This is a genomic window from Rhizobium mulingense (assembly GCF_029194105.1).
Classification (GTDB): Bacteria; Pseudomonadota; Alphaproteobacteria; order Rhizobiales; family Rhizobiaceae; genus Rhizobium; species Rhizobium mulingense.
In genome coordinates this window covers 661946-680407 of sequence record NZ_JARFVE010000002.1, presented here as the reverse complement: position 1 = coordinate 680407, position 18462 = coordinate 661946, and the positions used below count along the sequence as shown (strand labels likewise).

The 18462-nt window shown below is 61.7% G+C and carries 19 protein-coding genes; 9 read left to right on the top strand and 10 right to left on the bottom strand.

Features of this window, described 5'->3' with window-relative positions; genetic code table 11:
- Positions 1-29: 29 nt before the first annotated feature.
- Positions 30-806, bottom strand: a complete 777-nt coding sequence (ubiE, locus tag PYR71_RS03445; protein WP_183914091.1) for a bifunctional demethylmenaquinone methyltransferase/2-methoxy-6-polyprenyl-1,4-benzoquinol methylase UbiE — start codon at positions 804-806, stop codon at positions 30-32.
- A gap of 150 nt (positions 807-956) precedes the next feature.
- On the opposite strand from ubiE, the gene mutM reads away from it, so the two are divergent.
- The 5 genes from mutM (at position 957) to PYR71_RS03420 (ending at position 6750) form a co-directional block, all read left to right on the top strand.
- Positions 957-1847, top strand: coding sequence for a bifunctional DNA-formamidopyrimidine glycosylase/DNA-(apurinic or apyrimidinic site) lyase (gene mutM, locus PYR71_RS03440; RefSeq protein WP_275618217.1), 891 nt, complete (start codon positions 957-959; stop codon positions 1845-1847).
- Positions 1848-1867: 20 nt separating this feature from the next.
- Positions 1868-2641 (top strand): enoyl-CoA hydratase, encoded by a 774-nt coding sequence (locus tag PYR71_RS03435; protein WP_275618216.1) that lies wholly within the window; start codon positions 1868-1870, stop codon positions 2639-2641.
- A 191-nt stretch (positions 2642-2832) separates the two neighbouring features.
- Positions 2833-3111: a 30S ribosomal protein S20 gene (rpsT, locus tag PYR71_RS03430; RefSeq protein WP_183914097.1), complete on the top strand. Its 279-nt coding sequence runs from the start codon at positions 2833-2835 to the stop codon at positions 3109-3111.
- 843 nt (positions 3112-3954) lie between these two features.
- Positions 3955-5505, top strand: coding sequence for a chromosomal replication initiator protein DnaA (gene dnaA, locus PYR71_RS03425; RefSeq protein WP_275618456.1), 1551 nt, complete (start codon positions 3955-3957; stop codon positions 5503-5505).
- Positions 5506-5667: 162 nt separating this feature from the next.
- Positions 5668-6750 (top strand): saccharopine dehydrogenase family protein, encoded by a 1083-nt coding sequence (locus PYR71_RS03420; protein ID WP_183914099.1) that lies wholly within the window; start codon positions 5668-5670, stop codon positions 6748-6750.
- Between the two features lie 61 nt (positions 6751-6811).
- On the opposite strand, the gene hemW is transcribed toward PYR71_RS03420, so the two are convergent.
- The 4 genes from hemW to rph are packed head-to-tail and all read right to left on the bottom strand — an operon-like array spanning position 6812 to position 9810.
- Complete coding sequence (gene hemW, locus PYR71_RS03415; protein WP_275618215.1) at positions 6812-8014, bottom strand: radical SAM family heme chaperone HemW; 1203 nt, start codon at positions 8012-8014, stop codon at positions 6812-6814.
- A 9-nt stretch (positions 8015-8023) separates the two neighbouring features.
- Entirely contained in the window at positions 8024-8668 is a 645-nt protein-coding gene (gene rdgB, locus PYR71_RS03410; RefSeq protein WP_275618214.1) for an RdgB/HAM1 family non-canonical purine NTP pyrophosphatase, read from the bottom strand.
- On the bottom strand, positions 8669-9094 hold the full coding sequence (locus PYR71_RS03405) for a VOC family protein (RefSeq protein ID WP_183914105.1): 426 nt from the start codon (positions 9092-9094) through the stop codon (positions 8669-8671).
- Positions 9091-9810, bottom strand: a complete 720-nt coding sequence (rph, locus tag PYR71_RS03400; RefSeq protein ID WP_275618213.1) for a ribonuclease PH — start codon at positions 9808-9810, stop codon at positions 9091-9093. Before rph ends, PYR71_RS03405 begins: the two co-directional genes overlap by 4 nt.
- A gap of 126 nt (positions 9811-9936) precedes the next feature.
- Here rph and hrcA point away from each other — a divergent pair, with 126 nt between their 5' ends.
- Together hrcA and grpE are read left to right on the top strand one after the other, a co-directional pair.
- Positions 9937-11025, top strand: coding sequence for a heat-inducible transcriptional repressor HrcA (gene hrcA / locus PYR71_RS03395; protein WP_183914108.1), 1089 nt, complete (start codon positions 9937-9939; stop codon positions 11023-11025).
- A gap of 169 nt (positions 11026-11194) precedes the next feature.
- Positions 11195-11827, top strand: coding sequence for a nucleotide exchange factor GrpE (grpE, locus tag PYR71_RS03390; protein ID WP_183914110.1), 633 nt, complete (start codon positions 11195-11197; stop codon positions 11825-11827).
- 45 nt (positions 11828-11872) lie between these two features.
- Here the strand turns inward: grpE and PYR71_RS03385 are convergent, their stop codons facing one another.
- Complete coding sequence (locus PYR71_RS03385; RefSeq protein ID WP_275618212.1) at positions 11873-12817, bottom strand: nucleoside hydrolase; 945 nt, start codon at positions 12815-12817, stop codon at positions 11873-11875.
- 293 nt (positions 12818-13110) lie between these two features.
- Here PYR71_RS03385 and PYR71_RS03380 point away from each other — a divergent pair, with 293 nt between their 5' ends.
- Entirely contained in the window at positions 13111-13536 is a 426-nt protein-coding gene (locus tag PYR71_RS03380) for an Hsp20 family protein (RefSeq protein WP_275618211.1), read from the top strand.
- A gap of 47 nt (positions 13537-13583) precedes the next feature.
- Positions 13584-13841, top strand: coding sequence for a BQ00720 family protein (locus PYR71_RS03375; RefSeq protein ID WP_008524631.1), 258 nt, complete (start codon positions 13584-13586; stop codon positions 13839-13841).
- 245 nt (positions 13842-14086) lie between these two features.
- Here PYR71_RS03375 and trmB read toward each other — a convergent pair whose 3' ends face one another.
- From trmB to lnt, 4 genes are all read right to left on the bottom strand, one after another.
- Complete coding sequence (gene trmB, locus PYR71_RS03370; protein WP_275618210.1) at positions 14087-14788, bottom strand: tRNA (guanine(46)-N(7))-methyltransferase TrmB; 702 nt, start codon at positions 14786-14788, stop codon at positions 14087-14089.
- Positions 14785-16038 (bottom strand): methionine adenosyltransferase, encoded by a 1254-nt coding sequence (gene metK, locus PYR71_RS03365; RefSeq protein ID WP_038686468.1) that lies wholly within the window; start codon positions 16036-16038, stop codon positions 14785-14787. The genes trmB and metK overlap by 4 nt, the downstream gene beginning before the upstream one ends.
- A 176-nt stretch (positions 16039-16214) precedes the next feature.
- Complete coding sequence (locus PYR71_RS03360) at positions 16215-16634, bottom strand: helix-turn-helix domain-containing protein (RefSeq protein WP_038686469.1); 420 nt, start codon at positions 16632-16634, stop codon at positions 16215-16217.
- A gap of 151 nt (positions 16635-16785) precedes the next feature.
- Positions 16786-18390 (bottom strand): apolipoprotein N-acyltransferase, encoded by a 1605-nt coding sequence (gene lnt / locus PYR71_RS03355; protein WP_275618209.1) that lies wholly within the window; start codon positions 18388-18390, stop codon positions 16786-16788.
- Positions 18391-18462: the final 72 nt, after the last annotated feature.

Here is an 18462-nt window from a genome sequence, read left to right as displayed (position 1 = left end):
GGAGGTTCGTCTCGTTTTTCTTCATCCCCTCAGAGCTTCCAGCCGGAATGCAGTGCGGCGATGCCGCCGGTATAATTGGTGTAGCTGACGCGCGAAAAGCCGGCCTGGCGGATCATCGCCGCGAAATTCTCCTGGTTTGGAAACTTGCGGATCGATTCCACCAGATACTGGTAGGGTTCGGCATCGCCGGTGATCGCCTTGCCGAATTGCGGAATGGCGTTGAACGACCAGGCGTCATAGATCTTGTCGAGCAGCGGCATGTCGACTTCGGAAAATTCCAGGACCAGCAGCCGGCCGCCGCGCTTCAGCACGCGATAGGCCTCAGCCAGCGCGACATCGATCCGCGGCACGTTGCGGATGCCGAAGGCGATCGTATAGGCGTCGAAGCTGGCGGGCTCGAAGGGCAGTTCCTCGGCATTGGCTTCGACGAAGGTCAGATTGCCGGAAAGCTTCTTCTTTTCCGCCCGCTCGGCGCCAACGCCGAGCATCGAGCCGTTGATGTCGAGCACGGTCGCATGCGCCTGCCGGCCCGAAGCCTCGACGATGCGGAAGGCGATGTCGCCGGTGCCGCCGGCAACGTCGAGCACCTTGTAACCCGGTTCCTTGCGCGGATTGAGCGCGGCGATCATCGCATCCTTCCAGACCCTGTGCATGCCCATCGACATGACGTCGTTCATGATGTCGTAGCGTTTGGCGACTTTGTGGAACACCTGGTTGACCAGGCCCTGCTTTTCGCCGCCGGGCACTTCGCGAAAGCCGTAGGAGGTCTCCATGCCGCCATCGGCGGAAGTGCGGCTTTCTGACATCAGGCTGCTCCATTCCTTCAAGATTCGGGCATGGCGGCCATAGCGAAAGACCGCGCGCGACGTTATCACTGGGCCGCGCTCTCGGCGGCTCACTGGCGCTATAGCGCACATCGTCCTCGGTTGAAACACGTTCGATATAGATGGGTTAAGATGCCGGAATTACCAGAAGTCGAAACGGTCAAACGCGGGCTGGCGCCGGCGATGGAGGGGGCTCGCGTCACGAGGCTGGAGCTGCGCCGCAGGGATCTGCGCTTCCCCTTTCCCGATGCCTTGGCGGACAGGGTTTCCGGCCGCACCATTATTGGGCTTGGCCGCCGCGCCAAATATCTGCTGGTCGATCTCGACGACGGCAATACGCTGATTTCCCATCTCGGCATGTCCGGTTCCTTCCGCATCGAGGAGGGTGCGACCTCGGCGATGCCGGGCGAATTCCACCATGCGCGCACCAAGGACGAGAAGCACGATCACGTGGTCTTTCATCTCGATGGCTCGGGCGGCCCGTGCCGCGTCGTCTATAACGACCCGCGCCGTTTCGGCTTCATGGATATGGTAAGACGTGCCGAGCTTGCCGCCCATCCTTTCTTCCGCGATCTCGGCCCGGAGCCGACGGGAAACGATCTCGGCGCCGACTATCTCGCCGACCGTTTCCGCGATAAGGCGCAGCCCTTGAAGAGCGCGCTTCTCGACCAGAAGAATATTGCCGGTCTCGGCAATATATATGTCTGCGAGGCGCTGTGGCGTTCGCATCTTTCGCCGATTCGCGCCGCCGGCACGCTGGTGACGCCGGGCGGCAAGCCGAAGGAAAGGCTCGGCCTGCTCGTCGCCTCGATCCGCGACGTCATCGCCGATGCGATCGCCGCCGGCGGATCGTCGCTGCGCGACCATATCCAGACGGACGGATCGCTCGGCTATTTCCAGCATTCCTTCTCCGTCTATGATCGCGAAGGTCAGGCTTGCGGCACGCCCGGCTGCGGCGGTACGGTCGCCCGTATCGTCCAGGCCGGTCGCTCCACCTTCTATTGCGCCGCCTGCCAGAAATAAGAGAGAACCGGGAGACCAGCATGGCTTACGAGACCCTGATCGCCGAAACCCGAGGCAATGTCGCCCTCGTCACGCTGAACCGCCCGCAGGCGCTGAATGCGTTGAATTCCACCGTCCTGAAGGAGTTGAAGGCGGCCTACGCCGCCTTCCATGCCGACGAGGCGATCGGCGCCATCGTCATTACCGGCTCCGAACGCGCCTTTGCCGCCGGCGCCGATATCAAGGAGATGCAGTCGCTCCAGTTCGCCGACATCTATAAGAGTGATTTCATTAGCGGCTGGGACGACATCGCCAAGGCGCGCAAGCCTGTGATCGCCGCCGTCAGCGGCTTTGCCCTCGGCGGCGGCTGCGAGCTTGCCATGATGTGCGATTTCATCATCGCCTCGGAGACGGCAAAGTTCGGCCAGCCGGAAATTACCCTCGGCGTCATCCCCGGCATGGGCGGCTCGCAGCGACTGACGCGCGCCGTTGGTAAGGCGAAGGCGATGGATCTTGTCCTGACCGGCCGGATGATGGATGCGGCGGAAGCCGAACGATCGGGACTCGTTTCGCGTGTGGTGGCGCCCGAGCGTCTTCTCGATGAGGCTCTTGCCGCAGCCGAAAAGATCGCCTCCCTTTCGCAGCCCTCGGTGATGATGGCTAAGGAGGCGGTCAACCGTGCCTTTGAGACGACGCTGGAGGAAGGGCTTCGCTTCGAGCGCCGCCTGTTTCACAGCCTCTTTGCCACCGATGATCAGAAAGAAGGCATGGCGGCCTTTGTCGAGAAGCGCAAACCTGCCTTTAATCACCGTTGAACGCTTTTCGGCGCTTGCCGCCGGAAAGCTTGAAAATCCGCGTTGACGTGGGCCGGCTTTAGGGTTATATGCCCGCCCACGGTTCGGAAAGCCGCTCTGGTTTTCCGCGATTGCTCCCGTATTGCTGGATTTTGTGGCCGCAGGGCCCGCGGTAATGGCGGAGTTTGTTCGAATTCTTGAGAGAGGCATCCATGGCCAATACAACTTCGGCGAAAAAAGCGACCCGCAAGATCGCCCGCCGTACCGACGTCAATAAGGCTCGTCGCTCGCGCGTTCGCACTTTCGTTCGCCAGGTCGAAGAGGCTATCGCATCCGGTGACGCCGATAAGGCGAAGGCCGCTTTCCTGGCCGTTCAGCCGGAGCTTGCCCGCGCCGCCAGCAAGGGCGTGCTGCACTCCAACACGGCATCGCGCAAGGTCTCTCGACTGGCCGCTCGTGTGAAGGCTCTTTCGGTCACCGCGACCGCGTAATATTCCGTTAACGAGCTCCTCGTTATGATTAGCCCGGTAATTTTACCGGGCTTTTTCGATTCCGCTGGTTGGCGTCTTCATGGTTAATCGCACGACGGTTTCGTGTCAACGCCATGACAGGAAAAGTCTTTAAAAAACAATGACTTGCGCAAGGATGCTTTCGCGCTGCGCGACTCTCGCCTGCGCTCCGGCGACCCCGGGCGAGTCAAGAGGATTTTTATTTTTTTTCTTTCTTTGCGTGTCAAAATAGCCCGAACGGGGAATCTCCTTGATTCAAAAGCGATTCTTTTTTGACGCTGGTGTGACGCCCGAAAAGGGCGGACGGAGTCAATGGCCGCATCTTAATTTTGCGTAAAATTCATCGTTGATCTTGCCATTTGATCCTGCCTAAATGGCTTCCAACAAAGGGCGCGGACATCACCTGCAGAGGCTCGGTCTTAACTGCCACGTCGGCAGGGCGATAAGTTTGTGCCATTTGTTACGGAGCCTTGCGCTTCCGTTTTTTCAAGCACTTGACGGATTTGGGCCGTAACGTGGCTGTTACGGGGCAGGGATGTTTTGTGCCTACGGCAGCCACACGTTTAACGTGCGTCTGCGGGATAGGGGATAGTAATATTTGCGTTCGGGCTGGTCGGCCGAAAACGAGGATCGACCGCCAGCCTGGCACGGAAAGCCGATGAAGGTTGCCGCATGAAGGCGGTACCTGCACCGGTGTTCTGCGCCATGTTTGAGTGAACCGGCAGGCGAGTGGCTTCATGAGGATGCCGCCAGCCCGTCAAAGGCGGGGAATGCTCGGGCGGCTGTTTTAGCGGAGGCCGCCCGGTGGAATTGAAAGGCGGCACTATGCAGATGAATACGATGACGACAGGCGGGCACGACAACGGGGATGCGGCACCGCAGGCGTTCGGCTCCATTCGCCTTGAAATGGGGGAAGCAAAGGCGGAAATGAAGCAGAGCATTTTGTTCGAGCGCGTCGGCGCGCGCTTGAAGGCCCAGGTCGGCCCTGATGTCTATGCCAGCTGGTTTGCCAGGTTGAAGCTGCATTCGGTATCGAAGAGCGTCGTTCGCCTGTCGGTTCCCACGACCTTCCTGAAGTCGTGGATCAACAATCGTTATCTCGATCTCATCACCGGTCTGTTCCAGGCCGAAGATCCGGAAATCTTGAAGATCGAAATCCTGGTGCGCACGGCGACGCGCAGCGGCATAAAGGCCGCCGACGAGGTGGTCCAGCCCGAGCCGGCTGCCCCCGCGCAGATGCGCCGTCCTGCAAGCGCCCAGCCGGCCGGCCAGGCCGTCCAGCAGGCGGTTTCGACTGTTGCCGCCGCAAGGCCGGCAAGCTTTGGTTCGCCGCTCTTCGGTTCGCCGCTCGATAGCCGTTTCACCTTCGAAACCTTCGTGGAAGGCAGCTCCAACCGCGTCGCGCTTGCGGCTGCCAAGACAATTGCTGAGGCCGGTTCCGGCGCCGTGCGCTTCAATCCGCTCTTCGTCCATTCGACGGTCGGGCTCGGCAAGACCCACCTGCTGCAGGCGATCGCCAATGCGGCGGTGCAGAACCCGCGGGCTCTGCGCGTCGTCTATCTGACGGCGGAATATTTCATGTGGCGCTTCGCCACCGCCATTCGCGACAACGACGCGCTGACGCTGAAGGATTCGCTGCGCAACATCGACCTCTTGATCATCGATGACATGCAGTTCCTGCAGGGCAAGATGATCCAGCACGAATTCTGCCATCTCCTCAACATGCTGCTCGACAGCGCCAAGCAGGTGGTCGTCGCCGCCGACCGCGCCCCCTGGGAGCTGGAATCGCTCGATCCACGCGTTCGCTCGCGCCTGCAGGGCGGTGTGGCGATCGAACTCGACGCGCCGGATTACGAAATGCGTCTCGAAATCCTCAAGCGGCGCCTTGCGGCCGCCCGCATGGAGGATCCGTCGCTGGAAATTCCGACCGACCTGCTCCAGCACGTCGCCCGCAACATCACGGCCAGCGGCCGCGAACTCGAAGGCGCTTTCAACCAGCTGATCTTCCGCCGCTCCTTCGAGCCGAACCTGTCGATCGAGCGCGTCGACGAACTGCTCGCCCATCTCGTCGGCTCCGGTGAGCCGCGCCGTGTGCGCATCGAGGATATCCAGCGCATCGTCGCCAGGCACTACAATGTCTCGCGCCAGGAACTGGTCTCCAATCGCCGCACCCGCGTCATCGTCAAGCCGCGCCAGATCGCCATGTATCTGTCGAAGACGCTGACACCGCGCTCCTTTCCCGAGATCGGCCGCCGTTTCGGCGGGCGTGATCACACGACCGTGCTGCACGCCGTGCGCAAGATCGAAGAGCTGATATCAGGAGACACCAAACTTTCGCACGAAATCGAGCTGCTGAAGCGGCTGATCAACGAATAATTGGTGGATTTTCGAGGAAATTCGACGGCCGGGAGCGATTCCGGCCGTTTTCCTTTATAAGCTTTTTATTCTATACCTCCGGCCATCGCGTGCATGTCCGATTTGGAGCGACGCGCATGGGACAAAACGAAAGCGCCGAAGCGGGCGCGTGGGAGGATATGCATGAGTTTTAAAAACGTTGCCGTTCTCGGCCTGGGCAAGGTCGGACGGCTGGCGGCGACGCTGTTGCATGAAGGCGGCTTCGAGGTCATCGGCGTCGATACGCAATTGCCGCTGGGTGATTTGCCCTTCAAGTGCCGCGCCGGCGATATTTCCGACGCTGAGGTGATTGGCGAACTGCTCTCCACCGTCGAGGCGGTGCTCTCCTGCCTTCCCTACCATCTGAACATCGAGTTGGCCCGCGCCGCCCATCTTGCCGGCATTCATTATTTCGATCTGACCGAAGACGTTCCCACCACCAACTTCATCATCGAACTGTCGAAGACGGCCCGCGGCCTGATGGCGCCGCAATGCGGCCTGGCGCCGGGTTTCGTTGGCATCGTCGGCGCAAGCCTTGCCGACGGCTTCGAGCGCTGCCGCTCGATCCGCATGCGCGTCGGTGCCCTGCCGCAGCATCCCACAGGCCTTCTCGGTTATGCCTTCAACTGGTCGCCGGAGGGCGTCGTCAACGAATATCTGAACGATTGCGAGGTTATCGAGGGCGGCGTGCGCAAGCTGGTCTCGCCGATGGAATGGCATGAGACCGTCTATGTCGGCGGCGTCAAGCTCGAGGCCTTCACCACCTCGGGCGGTCTCGGCACCATGTGCGACACCATGCTCGGCAGGATCGACAATCTCGACTACAAGACCATGCGTTATCCCGGCCATATGGAGCTGATGAACTTCTTCTTCCATGAGCTTCTGATGCGCGACAAGCGCGCACTCGCCGGCGAGATCCTGACCAATGCCAAGCCGCCCGTCGAAGACGACGTCGTCTATGTCCATGTCGCGGCCGAGGGCACGGAGAATGGCGGCCTGCGCCGCAAGGAATTCGTGCGCGCCTATTATCCGATCGAGATTGCCGGCGCCCGCCGCACGGCGATCGCCTGGACGACATCGGCCTCCGTCGTCGCCGTCATCGAGATGGTCCGTGACGGGCTGCTGCCGGCGACCGGCTTCCTGCACCAGGAGCATATCCCGCTGGAGATGTTCCTGAAGACGCCGACCGGCAGCCTGTTCAAGGCGGGCGCCACCAGCCACGGCTGAACATCACTTCCGGCGCGGAGCGATATCGCTGCCGCGCCGGAACCAACTCGTGCAGGGAAAGTCAGCAGGCGAGGTCGGCGACGACGGAATCGAGGATCAGCATGCCGGACGGCGTGCAGCGCAGGCGCGAATTGCCGATCCGCTCGACGAACTTGTGTTCGAGCAGAAACTCTTCCCGCTTCGGATCGAGCTCGCGCCCGGAAAGCTCTTGCCAGCGGGCGAGGTCGACACCTTCCCTGAGCCGCAGCCCCATCAGCAGCAATTCGTCGGACTGTTCCTCGAAGCCCAACCGCTCCTCGTCTAGAATGCCGTGGCCGTCGCGCTCGACCATCTCGAGCCAGGCTTCCGGCTTGCGCTCGGTCGCCGTCGCGATTTTTTCGCGGCCGCGCGTCAGCCGGCCGTGCGCACCCGGCCCGATGCCGGCATAGTCGCCGTAACGCCAGTAGGTCAGATTGTGCCGGCTTTCCGCACCCGGCCGGGCGTGGTTGGAGACCTCATAGGCGGGCATGCCCTCACACGCGGTGATCTCCTGCGTCGCCTCATAGAGCACGGCCGATTGCTCGCCATCCGGCACGATCAGCTTGCCTGATTTGTGCAGGCCATAGAAGGGCGTGCCTTCCTCAATGGTCAGCTGATAGAGCGACAGATGGTCGACCGCGTAGGAGATCGCCTGCCTCAGCTCGCTTTCCCATTCCGCGACCGTCTGGTCCGGCCGGGCATAGATGAGATCGAAGGACATGCGCGGAAAAATCTCGCGCGCGAGCCGGATCGCTTTCAGCGCATCGGCGACATCATGCAGCCGGCCGAGGAATTTCAGATCCCGGTCGTTCAGCGCCTGTACGCCGAGCGAGACGCGGTTGACGCCGGCCGCGCGGTAGCCGCGGAAGCGCTCGGCCTCGACGCTCGAAGGATTGGCCTCCATGGTGATCTCGATACCGTCAGGCACGTGCCAGTACCGAGCAATGCCGTCGAGAATGGCGGCAACCGTTTCCGGATGCATCAGCGAGGGCGTGCCGCCGCCGAGGAAGATGCTCGTCACCGTCTTCGGCCCGCTCATCGCCCGCACCGCTGCCGTCTCCTTCAGGAAGGCGGCGGTAAAGCGCGCCTGATCCACCGGCTGGTGGCGCACATGGCTGTTGAAGTCGCAATAGGGACACTTCGCCGCGCAGAAGGGCCAATGGACATAGACGCCGAAGCCGGGATCGCCGGTATCGGGCAGCAGCGCTGCATCGCGCGGGGAGCCTGGCGTATCGAAATTGTCCACGTGGTGACCTTATGCCTCCAGGCAGGTTTCGACGAAGAGTTTGAAGGCGCGCGCCCGGTGCGACAGTGCCTGCGGCTTGCCGATGTTCCAGCCGTGTTTTTCCTCGCCGCTCATCTCGCCGAAGGTAACGCCGTAACCCTCCGGCTGGAAGATCGGATCGTAGCCGAAACCCTGCGTGCCGCGCGGCGGCCAGACGACATTGCCTTCCACTTCGCCGCGGAAGAGTTCGGTATGCCCGTCCGGCCAGGCGAGGCACAGCACGCTGACGAAACGCGCGGTGCGCTGTTCAGGCGTCGTGGCGCCCGCATCCTGCAGCGCCTTTTCCACCTTCGCCATCGCCATGTCGAAATCGCGCGTGCCGTCGGCTCTTTCCGCCCAATTGGCGGTGTAGACGCCGGGATCGCCGCCGAGCGCGTCGACCACCAGCCCGGAATCGTCCGACAGCGCCGGCATGCCGGCGGCATGGGCGGAGGCGACCGCCTTGATCGTCGCATTCTCCTCAAAGCTGGTGCCGGTTTCGTCGGGCTCGACGAAATTCAGCTCGGCGGCCGATTTGGCGGTGAAGCCGAGCGGCCCGATCAGTTCCTGGATCTCGCGGATCTTGCCGGCATTGTGGCTGGCAACGACGATGGTCTTCGTTTCAAGCTTGCGCATTCAGATATCCTGTTCGATGCCCCAGATTTTCGCCTCCGCGCATTCCAAGCTGTTGCCTGCCGGATCGCGGAAATAGATCGAGCGGCCGCCGTTCGGCCAATGCACCTCGGATTCGATCGCCACACCTGCCGCTTTCAGCCGTTCGGCCATTGCATCGATATTGCGGCCGGAAACCCGGAAGCAGGCATGGCCCTCGCCGTTCGTGCCGTGGGGCGGCACCTGCAACGCATCGGGCGCCGGCGGCTTTACCGTTTCCTCGGGATTGAAGATCAGCAGCACGCTGGGGCCGCAACGGAAGAAGACATGCCGGTTGGCCGCACGGGTGATCTTTTCAAGTCCGAGAACGTCTTCGTAGAAGACCTCGGCCTCATCGAGATCCCGCGCATAGAGCGCCGTTTCCAGCATGCCTTCCAGCATGGGGTTCATCCCGCAATCGCCTGTTTTTGTAGGGCGACGAGTTCGCCGATGCCGTTCTTGGCAAGACCCATCAGCGAGGTGAATTCCTCTTCGGTAAAGGGCGTGCCTTCGGCCGTACCCTGGATTTCGACGATGCCGCCGGCGCCGGTCATGACGAAATTGGCATCGGTCTCGGCCGAAGAATCCTCGAGGTAGTCGAGGTCGATCACCGCCTGGCTGGCGAAGACGCCGCAGGAGATGGCGGCGACATGATCCTTCAGGACCCGATCGACCTTGATCATGTTCCGACTTTCCATCCATTTTAGGCAATCGTAAAGCGCGATCCAGCCGCCGGTGATCGACGCGGTCCGCGTGCCGCCATCGGCCTGGATGACGTCGCAATCAAGCGTGATCTGCCGTTCGCCGAGCGCCTGCAGATCGACGACGGCGCGCAGCGACCGGCCGATCAGCCGCTGGATTTCCTGGGTGCGGCCGCCCTGCTTGCCGGCGGCGGCTTCGCGTTTCATGCGTTCGCCGGTCGCCCGCGGCAGCATGCCGTATTCGGCCGTCACCCAGCCTTTGCCGGTATTGCGCAGCCACGGCGGCGTCTTGTCCTCGAGGCTTGCGGTGCAGAGCACATGCGTATCGCCGAACTTGACCAGGCAGGAGCCTTCCGCATGCTTGGAAAAGTTGCGCTCGAACGAGATCTTGCGCATCTGGTCGGTTTTTCTGCCTGAAGGCCGCATTCTTATCTCCTGGAGTTGTTGACCGCTTCTACGATTGGCGGCGCCCATTTGCAAATTCCCTTTTGCCACGGGGGCGAGTTTGACTATATTTTCCGGAAGCATCATCAGTTTGGGTTCGAGAGGTTCATGGGCACCAGGTCGACGTCGGTTTCGGATGCCGTTGCCGTGCTGGACGAGCGCTCCCGGGAAATCTTTCGCCGGATCGTCGAAGGGTATCTGGAAAGCGGCGAACCGCTCGGCTCGCGGAATCTATCGCGCCTCCTGCCGATGTCGCTGTCGCCGGCCTCGGTGCGCAATGTCATGAGCGATCTCGAAGAACTCGGCCTGATCTACTCGCCGCATATCAGCGCTGGCCGGCTGCCGACTCAGATCGGCCTGCGCTTCTTTGTCGATGCCTTCATGCAGGTCGGCGATCTCTCCGCCGAGGACCGCGCCAATATCGACCGCCAAGTGCGGGCCGAAAGCGGCGGCAATCCGGTGGAATCGATGATGAACGAGGCGAGCCGCATGCTGTCGGGCATTTCGCGCGGCGCAGGCCTCGTCATCACCTCGAAAAGCGATCCGGTGCTCAAACATGTCGAGTTCATCCGGCTGGAGCCGACAAAGGCGCTCGCCGTGCTCGTCGGCGATCACGATCAGGTGGAAAACCGCATCATCGAGCTGCCGGCCGGCGTTACCTCCTCGCAGCTGACGGAGGCGGCGAATTTTCTCAATGCCCACATGTCCGGCCAGACCCTGCCGGAGCTGCGCAAACAATTAAGTCAGCTGAAAAATAACGTCCGTCACGAACTCGATGCCCTGTCGCGTGATCTCGTGGAGCGCGGCATTGCCGTCTGGGCCGGCAGCCCGGACGAGGGCAAGCCCGCCCAGCTGATCATTCGCGGCCGCGCCAACCTGCTCGAAGGCCTTGCTGGCGCCGAGGATCTCGACCGGCTGCGCATGCTGTTCGATGATCTCGAAAAGAAGGACAGCCTGATCGAGATCCTCAATCTGGCCGAAAGCGGGTCGGGCGTGCGCATCTTCATCGGCTCGGAAAACAAGCTCTTTTCGCTCTCCGGCTCGTCGCTGATCGTCGCGCCCTATCGCGACGAGGACGACCGGATCGTCGGCGCTGTCGGCGTCATCGGCCCGACGCGGCTCAATTATTCCCGCATCGTGCCGATGGTGGATTACACCGCCCAGCTCGTTTCCCGCCTTTCGCGCAATCCGCTTTGACGCGGTTTAGCTCTTTGCATGTCGTTATCCCGGAACCGCGGCACACTTCCGGGCGACATGCATTAGCGCGCAACTCCGCGGAATTTTCGCTTCTTTGTCACGCAGACTTGATTTTTTTCGGTCAAACCTCGATATCGGGCGCATCTGAAGACACCAACCGGAGACCGTCATGACCGATGAAACGACGAAAAACGGACCTGACGCAACTGCGGCCGATGCCGCAGCCGACGCTGCCGCCTACGTCGAGAACGATACAGTGCAGGAAGAGACCGCCCAGCCAGACCCGCTTGAGCTTTTGAAAGCCGAAAACAGCGACCTGCGCGACCGCTATCTGCGCCTCGCCGCCGAGATGGACAATCTGCGCCGCCGCACCGAGCGCGAGGTCAAGGACGCCAAGTCCTATTCCGTCGCCGGTTTCGCCCGCGATATGCTCGCCGTCTCCGACAATCTGCGCCGGGCGCTGGATGCCATCTCTCCGGAGGCCAAGGCCACCGCCGATGCCGGCCTCACCACGCTGATCGAGGGTGTCGAGATGACCGAACGTGCCATGCTGTCGGCGCTCGAGCGCCATGGTGTGCGCAAGCTGGAGCCGGTCGGCCAGAAGTTCGATCCGAATTTCCATCAGGCGATGTTCGAGGTGCCGAACTCCGAGGTGCCGAACAACACGGTCGTCCAGGTCGTGCAGGCGGGCTTCACCATCGGCGAGCGCGTGCTGCGCCCGGCCATGGTCGGTGTCGCCAAGGGCGGCCCGAAGCCGGCCGAAGCCGAAACCAATTCCGTCTTCGACGAGAAGGACGCCTGAGATCGCTATCCTTCTCTTTTTTCGCTAGAGACGGAAAACCGAAGATCAGATGCGGGCGAAGCGTTCGATCAGAAGATCGAAGAAGCCGTCCGCATCGACGTGGCGCATCACTTTCGCATTGCGCTTGCGATCGGTCACATGCCACCAGTCGACCACGGTCATGCCGACGGTGAGTTCCGACCGGACCTCGATCTCGACATTGCAGTCCCGGCCCTGGAAAAGTGTCGGCTTCAAGAGATAGGCGATCACGGTCGGGTCGTGCAGCGGCCCGCCGTCGGAGCCGTATTTCTCGATATCGAAGCGTTCGAAGAATTCCAGCATCTCGACCATCGCCTTTGCCGGCGCCGTGCCAATCTCGGCCATGCGCTTCACCCGGTCCTTGCGGGTCAGCAACTGGTGCGTCACGTCAAGCGGCATCATCACGATCGGCACGCCCGAGCGGAAGACGATATCGGCGGCTTCCGGATCGACATAAATATTGAATTCGGCCGCCGGCGTGATGTTGCCGCCCTCGAAGAAGCCGCCGCCCATCATCACCAGTTCGCGCATGCGCGGGATGATGTCGGGAGCTTTCTGAAAGGCCATGCCGATATTGGTGAGCGGCCCGAGCGTGCAGAGCGTCACGGTGCCTTCCGGCTCGCGGCGCAGCGTCTCGATGATGAAGTCGACGGAATGGCCTGGCTGCAGCGTCATCGTCGGTTCGGCGAGTTCGGGGCCGTCGAGGCCGGTCTTGCCGTGCACGTGCTCCGCCGTCACCAGCTTGCGGGCGATCGGCCTGTCGGCACCGGCGAAAACCTTCGTCTCCGGCCGGCCGCAGAGCTCGCAGACGATGCGCGCATTGCGGCTGGTCAGCGAAAGCGGCACGTTGCCGGCGACCGTCGTGATCCCCAGCACCTCCAACTCATCGGGGCTGCCGAAGGCCAGCATGATGGCCGCCGCGTCGTCCTGGCCGGGATCCGTGTCGATGATGATTTTTCTTGCGCTTGCCATTGCGACCGTCCCGTCCTCACCATGCCCGTTGCTGCGGCATGCACCTCTTTTTCATTTCCCGTCACAAATCAGCACATTTCGCACGGGCATGTTTTGATGCGAGGCGATAGCCGCTTTGTCAAGCAAGGAGGCAGGCGCCGTCACCTTAAACTTGAGAGGGACTTAAATCGGGGAGGCGTCGCCGACAGGCCGCCTGTGTCTTGCACCGCCAGGGTGCTGTCCCCATATTAGCGGCATCCGGATGCTGCGCTTGAGGTCCGGGATGGTCGCTTGCATCAAGGACTTGAAAAGAGATGAGCCGCATAACCCCTTTCGCCAGCCCGCTGCTTTTGGGCTTCGATGCCATGGAAAAGACGCTGGAGCGCATTTCCAAGGCGAGCGACGGATATCCGCCCTACAATATCGAACGTATCGCCGCCGACAGGGGCGCGCCGGAACGTCTGCGTATCACCCTTGCGGTGGCCGGCTTCAGCGAGGAGGAACTCGACGTCTCCACCGAGGAGAACCAGCTTGTGATCCGCGGCCGCCAGGTGGAGCAGGGCGAGCGGGATTATCTCTATCGTGGCATTGCCGCCCGTCAGTTCCAGCGCACCTTCGTTCTTGCCGACGGCATGCAGGTGCTCGGCGCCGGCCTCAAGAACGGCCTGCTCTCCGTCGATCTAATTCGTCCGGAGCCCGCGCGCATGGTCAAGAAAATTAACATTTCGGTTTCACAGTAGCACAACGGTTTGTCGAACCGTTGGTCCCTTCTTCCGGAGGAACAGGAATGTTGATGAAAGAAGCCACGTCTCACTTGACCAAATCCGAGCTTGCCCACATCGGCAACGGCGAGGTCGCCTACATCAGAAAAATGCGCACCGAAGAGGTCGCCAAGTGTTTCCCCGAGGCGCCGGATATCGATCCGAACGTCGATCTCTGGGCACTCTTCGGCGCCGACGGCACGCCGATCCTCTTGACGGACAACCGCTCCAGCACCTTCTTCAAGGCTGCCGAAGACGAATTGAAGACGGTCAGCCTGCACTGACCGTCGAATAGCGCCTAATTGTCGCGACGCTGCTTTGGGATAGGCTGATCGCCGATGGGTGCTGTGCCTGTGGCCCCCTCGTCCGAACCTTCGGGCCACCTTCTCCCCGCTGGGGAGAAGAGGATTGCCGCATCGCCATCGCCCCCATTGGACGGTGTGCCTTTAGGCAGACAGATTGGTTTGGGCAGTGTCGGCGCGCCCGCACGGCACGCCCGTCACTATTGCCCTTTAGCTGCCATTGAAACTCACATCTTCCGGAATGTCAGGTAGGCCGAAGACCGGCCCTCGCGCCGCGCCTTGGCCTCGTAGCGGGTGCTCGGCCACCCCTCGTAGGGCGTCAGCCAGTCGGCCGCATTGTGGGCGAGCCAGTCGAAGCCGCCATGGTCGCGGCATTTGAGCAGCGTCCAGTTGACATAGGTGTCGATGTCGGAGGCAAAGCAGAACAGGCCGCCGGATTTCAGCACGCGATGGAAGCGGTCGAGATTGGTCTTCGAGACAAAGCGGCGCTTCCAATGCTTCCGCTTCGGCCACGGGTCAGGATAGAGCAGATCGATCTGGTCGAGCGACGCGTCCGGCAGCCAGTCGAGCAGCTGCGTCGCATCGTCGTTAAAGACGCGGATATTGCGCGCGCCTGTCTCGCCGATGCGCGACAACAGCTTCTGCATGGAATTGACGAAGGGCTCGACGCCGACGAAGCCGGTCGAAGGTCTTTCCAAGGCGCGGTGCATCAAATGCTCGCCGCCGCCGAAACCGATTTCCAGCCGCAACGTTTTGACGGGAACCGGAAAGAGGGATGTCAACGGCTCCGGAGGAGCCGCCGAGAGGTCGATGAGGAATGCCGGGAGCAGGCTGTTTAACGTCTCGGCCTGCTGTTCGCGCAGGGCCTTGCCCTTACGGCGACCGAAAAAGGCTTCGGTCGCCCGGCCCCGGCGTTCCATATCCGTCATGCAGCAGCCTTGATCTTGACGGCTTCCTTCAGCGCCTTGACGAGGTCGGTGCGCTCCCAGGAGAACGAGCCGTCGCGGCCGGCCTTGCGGCCGAAATGGCCGTAAGCGGAAGTCTTGGCGTAGATAGGCTTGTTGAGGTCGAGGTGACGGCGGATGCCCGACGGCGACAGGTCCATATTCTCGCGGATCGCCGCTTCGACCTGGTCCTCGGAAACGCCCTTGCCGGTGCCGTGCAGATCGACATAGATCGACAGCGGCTGGGCGACGCCGATCGCGTAGGAGAGCTGGATCGTGCAGCGGTCGGCAAGGCCGGCGGCCACGACGTTCTTGGCGAGATAGCGGGCAGCATAAGCGGCCGAACGGTCGACCTTGGTCGTGTCCTTGCCGGAGAATGCGCCGCCGCCATGCGGTGCGGCGCCGCCATAGGTATCGACGATGATCTTGCGGCCGGTGAGACCGGCGTCGCCGTCCGGGCCGCCGATGACGAACTTGCCGGTCGGGTTGATGTACCACTTGCAATCATCGGCAATCTTCAGCTCGCCGAGCGCTTCGCGGATATAGGGTTCGACGACGGCGCGGACCTTCTTCGAATCCCAGCTCTCATCGAGATGCTGGGTGGAAAGCACGATCGAGGTCGCTTCCGACGGCTTGCCGTCGAGATAGCGCACGGTCACCTGGCTCTTGGCGTCGGGGCCGAGCTTGGCGACTTCGCCATCACCCTTCTTGCGGGCGGCCGCCAGCAGCTGCAGGATCTTGTGGGAATAATAGATTGGCGCCGGCATCAGGTCCGGCGTCTCGCGGCAGGCATAACCGAACATGATGCCCTGGTCGCCGGCGCCCTCGTCGCCCTGCTGGTCGGCGGCGCTGTCGACGCCTTGGGCGATGTCGGCCGATTGCGAGTGCAGAAGCACGTCGATCTTGGCCTTCTTCCAGTGGAAGCCGTCCTGCTCGTAGCCGATATCCTTGATCGCGCGGCGGGCGGCGGCCTTGAACTTGGACGGATTGATGACGTCGTTGCCGTCCTTGTCCTTCTTCATCAGGCTCGGCGGCAGGCGGACCTCGCCGGCGATGACGACGCGGTTGGTCGTCGCCAGCGTTTCGCAGGCAATGCGCACGCCCCACGGATTGACGCCGGTCTTGGCCGCTTCGCGGTAGACCAGATCGACGATCTCGTCGGAGATGCGGTCACACACTTTGTCCGGGTGACCTTCGGCAACAGATTCGCTGGTAAAGAGATAATTCGCGCGCATTCCGGGATTCCCCTCAAAGAATAAAAGCCTGCTAGTAGGTACTCAGTTCGTGCGCTGATGACAAGCGCAGAAGGACATAAATATATCTTTATATCTGCGGCAAAGTGACAAATTTTGCCCCAAAAACGCAAAAAAGCGGCCTTTCGGCCGCCTCCATGCTGCGAAGGGAGCTGTGATCAGTCGGCGTCGGCTTCGGCGGCAAGCGCCTTGACCAGTTCCACGACCTTGCGGCGAACCTTGGGATCGGAAATCTTCACGAAGGCGCGGTTCAGTTGCAGGCCTTCGGAGGAGGAGAGGAAGTCGACGACATAATTCGAGCTCGAGGTTTCGGCCATGCCGCCGATGGCGCCGGAATGTTCGCCGGGCGCATCCTCGAAGAAGAAGGAGACCGGAACATTCAAGATGCTCGAGATGTTCTGCAGACGGCTTGCGCCGACGCGGTTGGTTCCCTTTTCATATTTCTGGATCTGCTGGAAGGTGATGCCGAGGCTTTCGCCAAGCTTTTCCTGGCTCATGCCCAGCATCGTTCGGCGAAGGCGAATGCGGCTGCCAACATGGATGTCGATCGGATTTGGCTTCTTTTTGTTTTCAATCATGGTCGTGCCCTAGCTACGAATTTCAACCTGTTTCTAACCGGCATGCCCCTGATCCATCCCAAAACGCCACGTTGCAGTTGGTGGGAACCCACCTTCCAACATCCGTTAAGAACGCCGATTGTCATCACTATGCAATTTTAGGGGTTTTTGGTCAATTCAACCCTAAAATAAAACCTCCGCGTGAAATCAGCGCAATCAAAATCAGCAGAGCCTCGGTCAACCAGAAGTATGTCTGGTGGGGGTATGTGGTTCCGAACCCTTCACCGAAGCTATCGACAGTTGCATCAATAAAGCCGGTTTCTCCAAGATCGAGGCCGGCGATTATTTCTCCATGGGCGTTCACCAGCGCCGAAATACCGCTATTGGCATCGCGAATCAGCGGCAGGCCGGTCTCGACCGCCCGCACCCGCGCCTGTAGGAAATGTTGGTAGGGGCCAGGGGTCATGCCGAACCAGGCATCATTGGTGAGGTTGAGGAGGGCGTTGGCGTCTTTTATGTCGCCGGTCATTTCATCAGGAAAAATGATCTCGTAGCAGATCAGCGGATAAAGATTGAGGCCGCCGGGCAGCGCCAGCAGGTGCCGGCTTGCGGCAGCCGAAAACCCGCCCGGTATCTCGACGACGTTCTGGATCCCGAATTCGGTGAGCAGGTCTTCGAAGGGCAGATATTCGCCGAAGGGCACCAGATGCACCTTGTCGGAGGCGGCGATGATCTGACCGCGGCCGTCGATCACATAGATGGAATTATAGTAGCGCACCGGCGTGCCCGGCCCCATTTCCTCGGCGCGCACTGCGCCGGCGATCAGGATCTGGTCGTCGTCGAGCGTCTCGGCGATCCGCGTCAGGGCATCCTGGTTGTCGGTCAGGATGAAGGGGATCGAAGTTTCCGGCCAGACGATGATATTGGGCTTGCGCCCGCCATTCCTGGGCGCCTCGGCCGAAAGCTTCAGGTGCGTCTCGAAGATCGCATTGCGATCGGCGTCGTTGTCCATCTTCGCCGCCTGGTCGATGGCCGGCTGCACCAGCCGCACTACCGGCCGCTTGTCCTCGGGCAAGGGCGCGGGCCGCGGCGCCAGATAGAGTGCATAGGCGCCGTAGCCGAGATGGGCGGCAAACAGTAGGACGGCAAGCGCAATGCCGGTGCGTGCGCCCTGCCGGGTCCCGACAAGGGCGGGAGCGGAAAAGACGAAGACGGCAAGGGCGGTCACACCCATCGCCCCGATCACATGCGCCGACTGCATCATCAGCGGCACCGGCATCAGGCCGTAGCCGATGGCGTTCCAGGGAAAACCGGTGAGGATGACGCTGCGAAGCCATTCCATCAGCCCGAAGCCAGCCGCAAGTGCGGCGATCCGCCCCATGCCGTCGGACCAAAAGATGCGGGCCAGCGCAACAGCCAGCCCGTAGAAGATTGCCAGACAGGCCGGCAGACCGAGGATGGCGAGCGGTAGCGCCCAGGCGAATTCCTCCGAATCGACCAGCAGCGCATGGCCGAGCCACCAGAGGCCGGCGACGAAATAACCGAAGCCGAATAGCCAGCCGACCGCAAAGGCCGGCCATAGCCTGCCTATCAGGCCGCTTTCAGGAGAAGCCGCTGCCCCGTCGATCAGCCAGACGAGCAGCGTGAAGGACAGGAACATCGCCGCGAAAAAGCCGAAAGGCGGCAGCGCCAGCACCGCGAATGCCCCTGCGGCAACGGCCAGCAATGACCGTTTGACCCCCCAGACGAGGATAACCCTGTCCGCAAGCCGCTCCATGCACACTCCCATCAAGCCGCGAATCAACCCACCCGCAGTCTTTCAAAAAAGCGGCTCTTTGTCCTGTTAGAG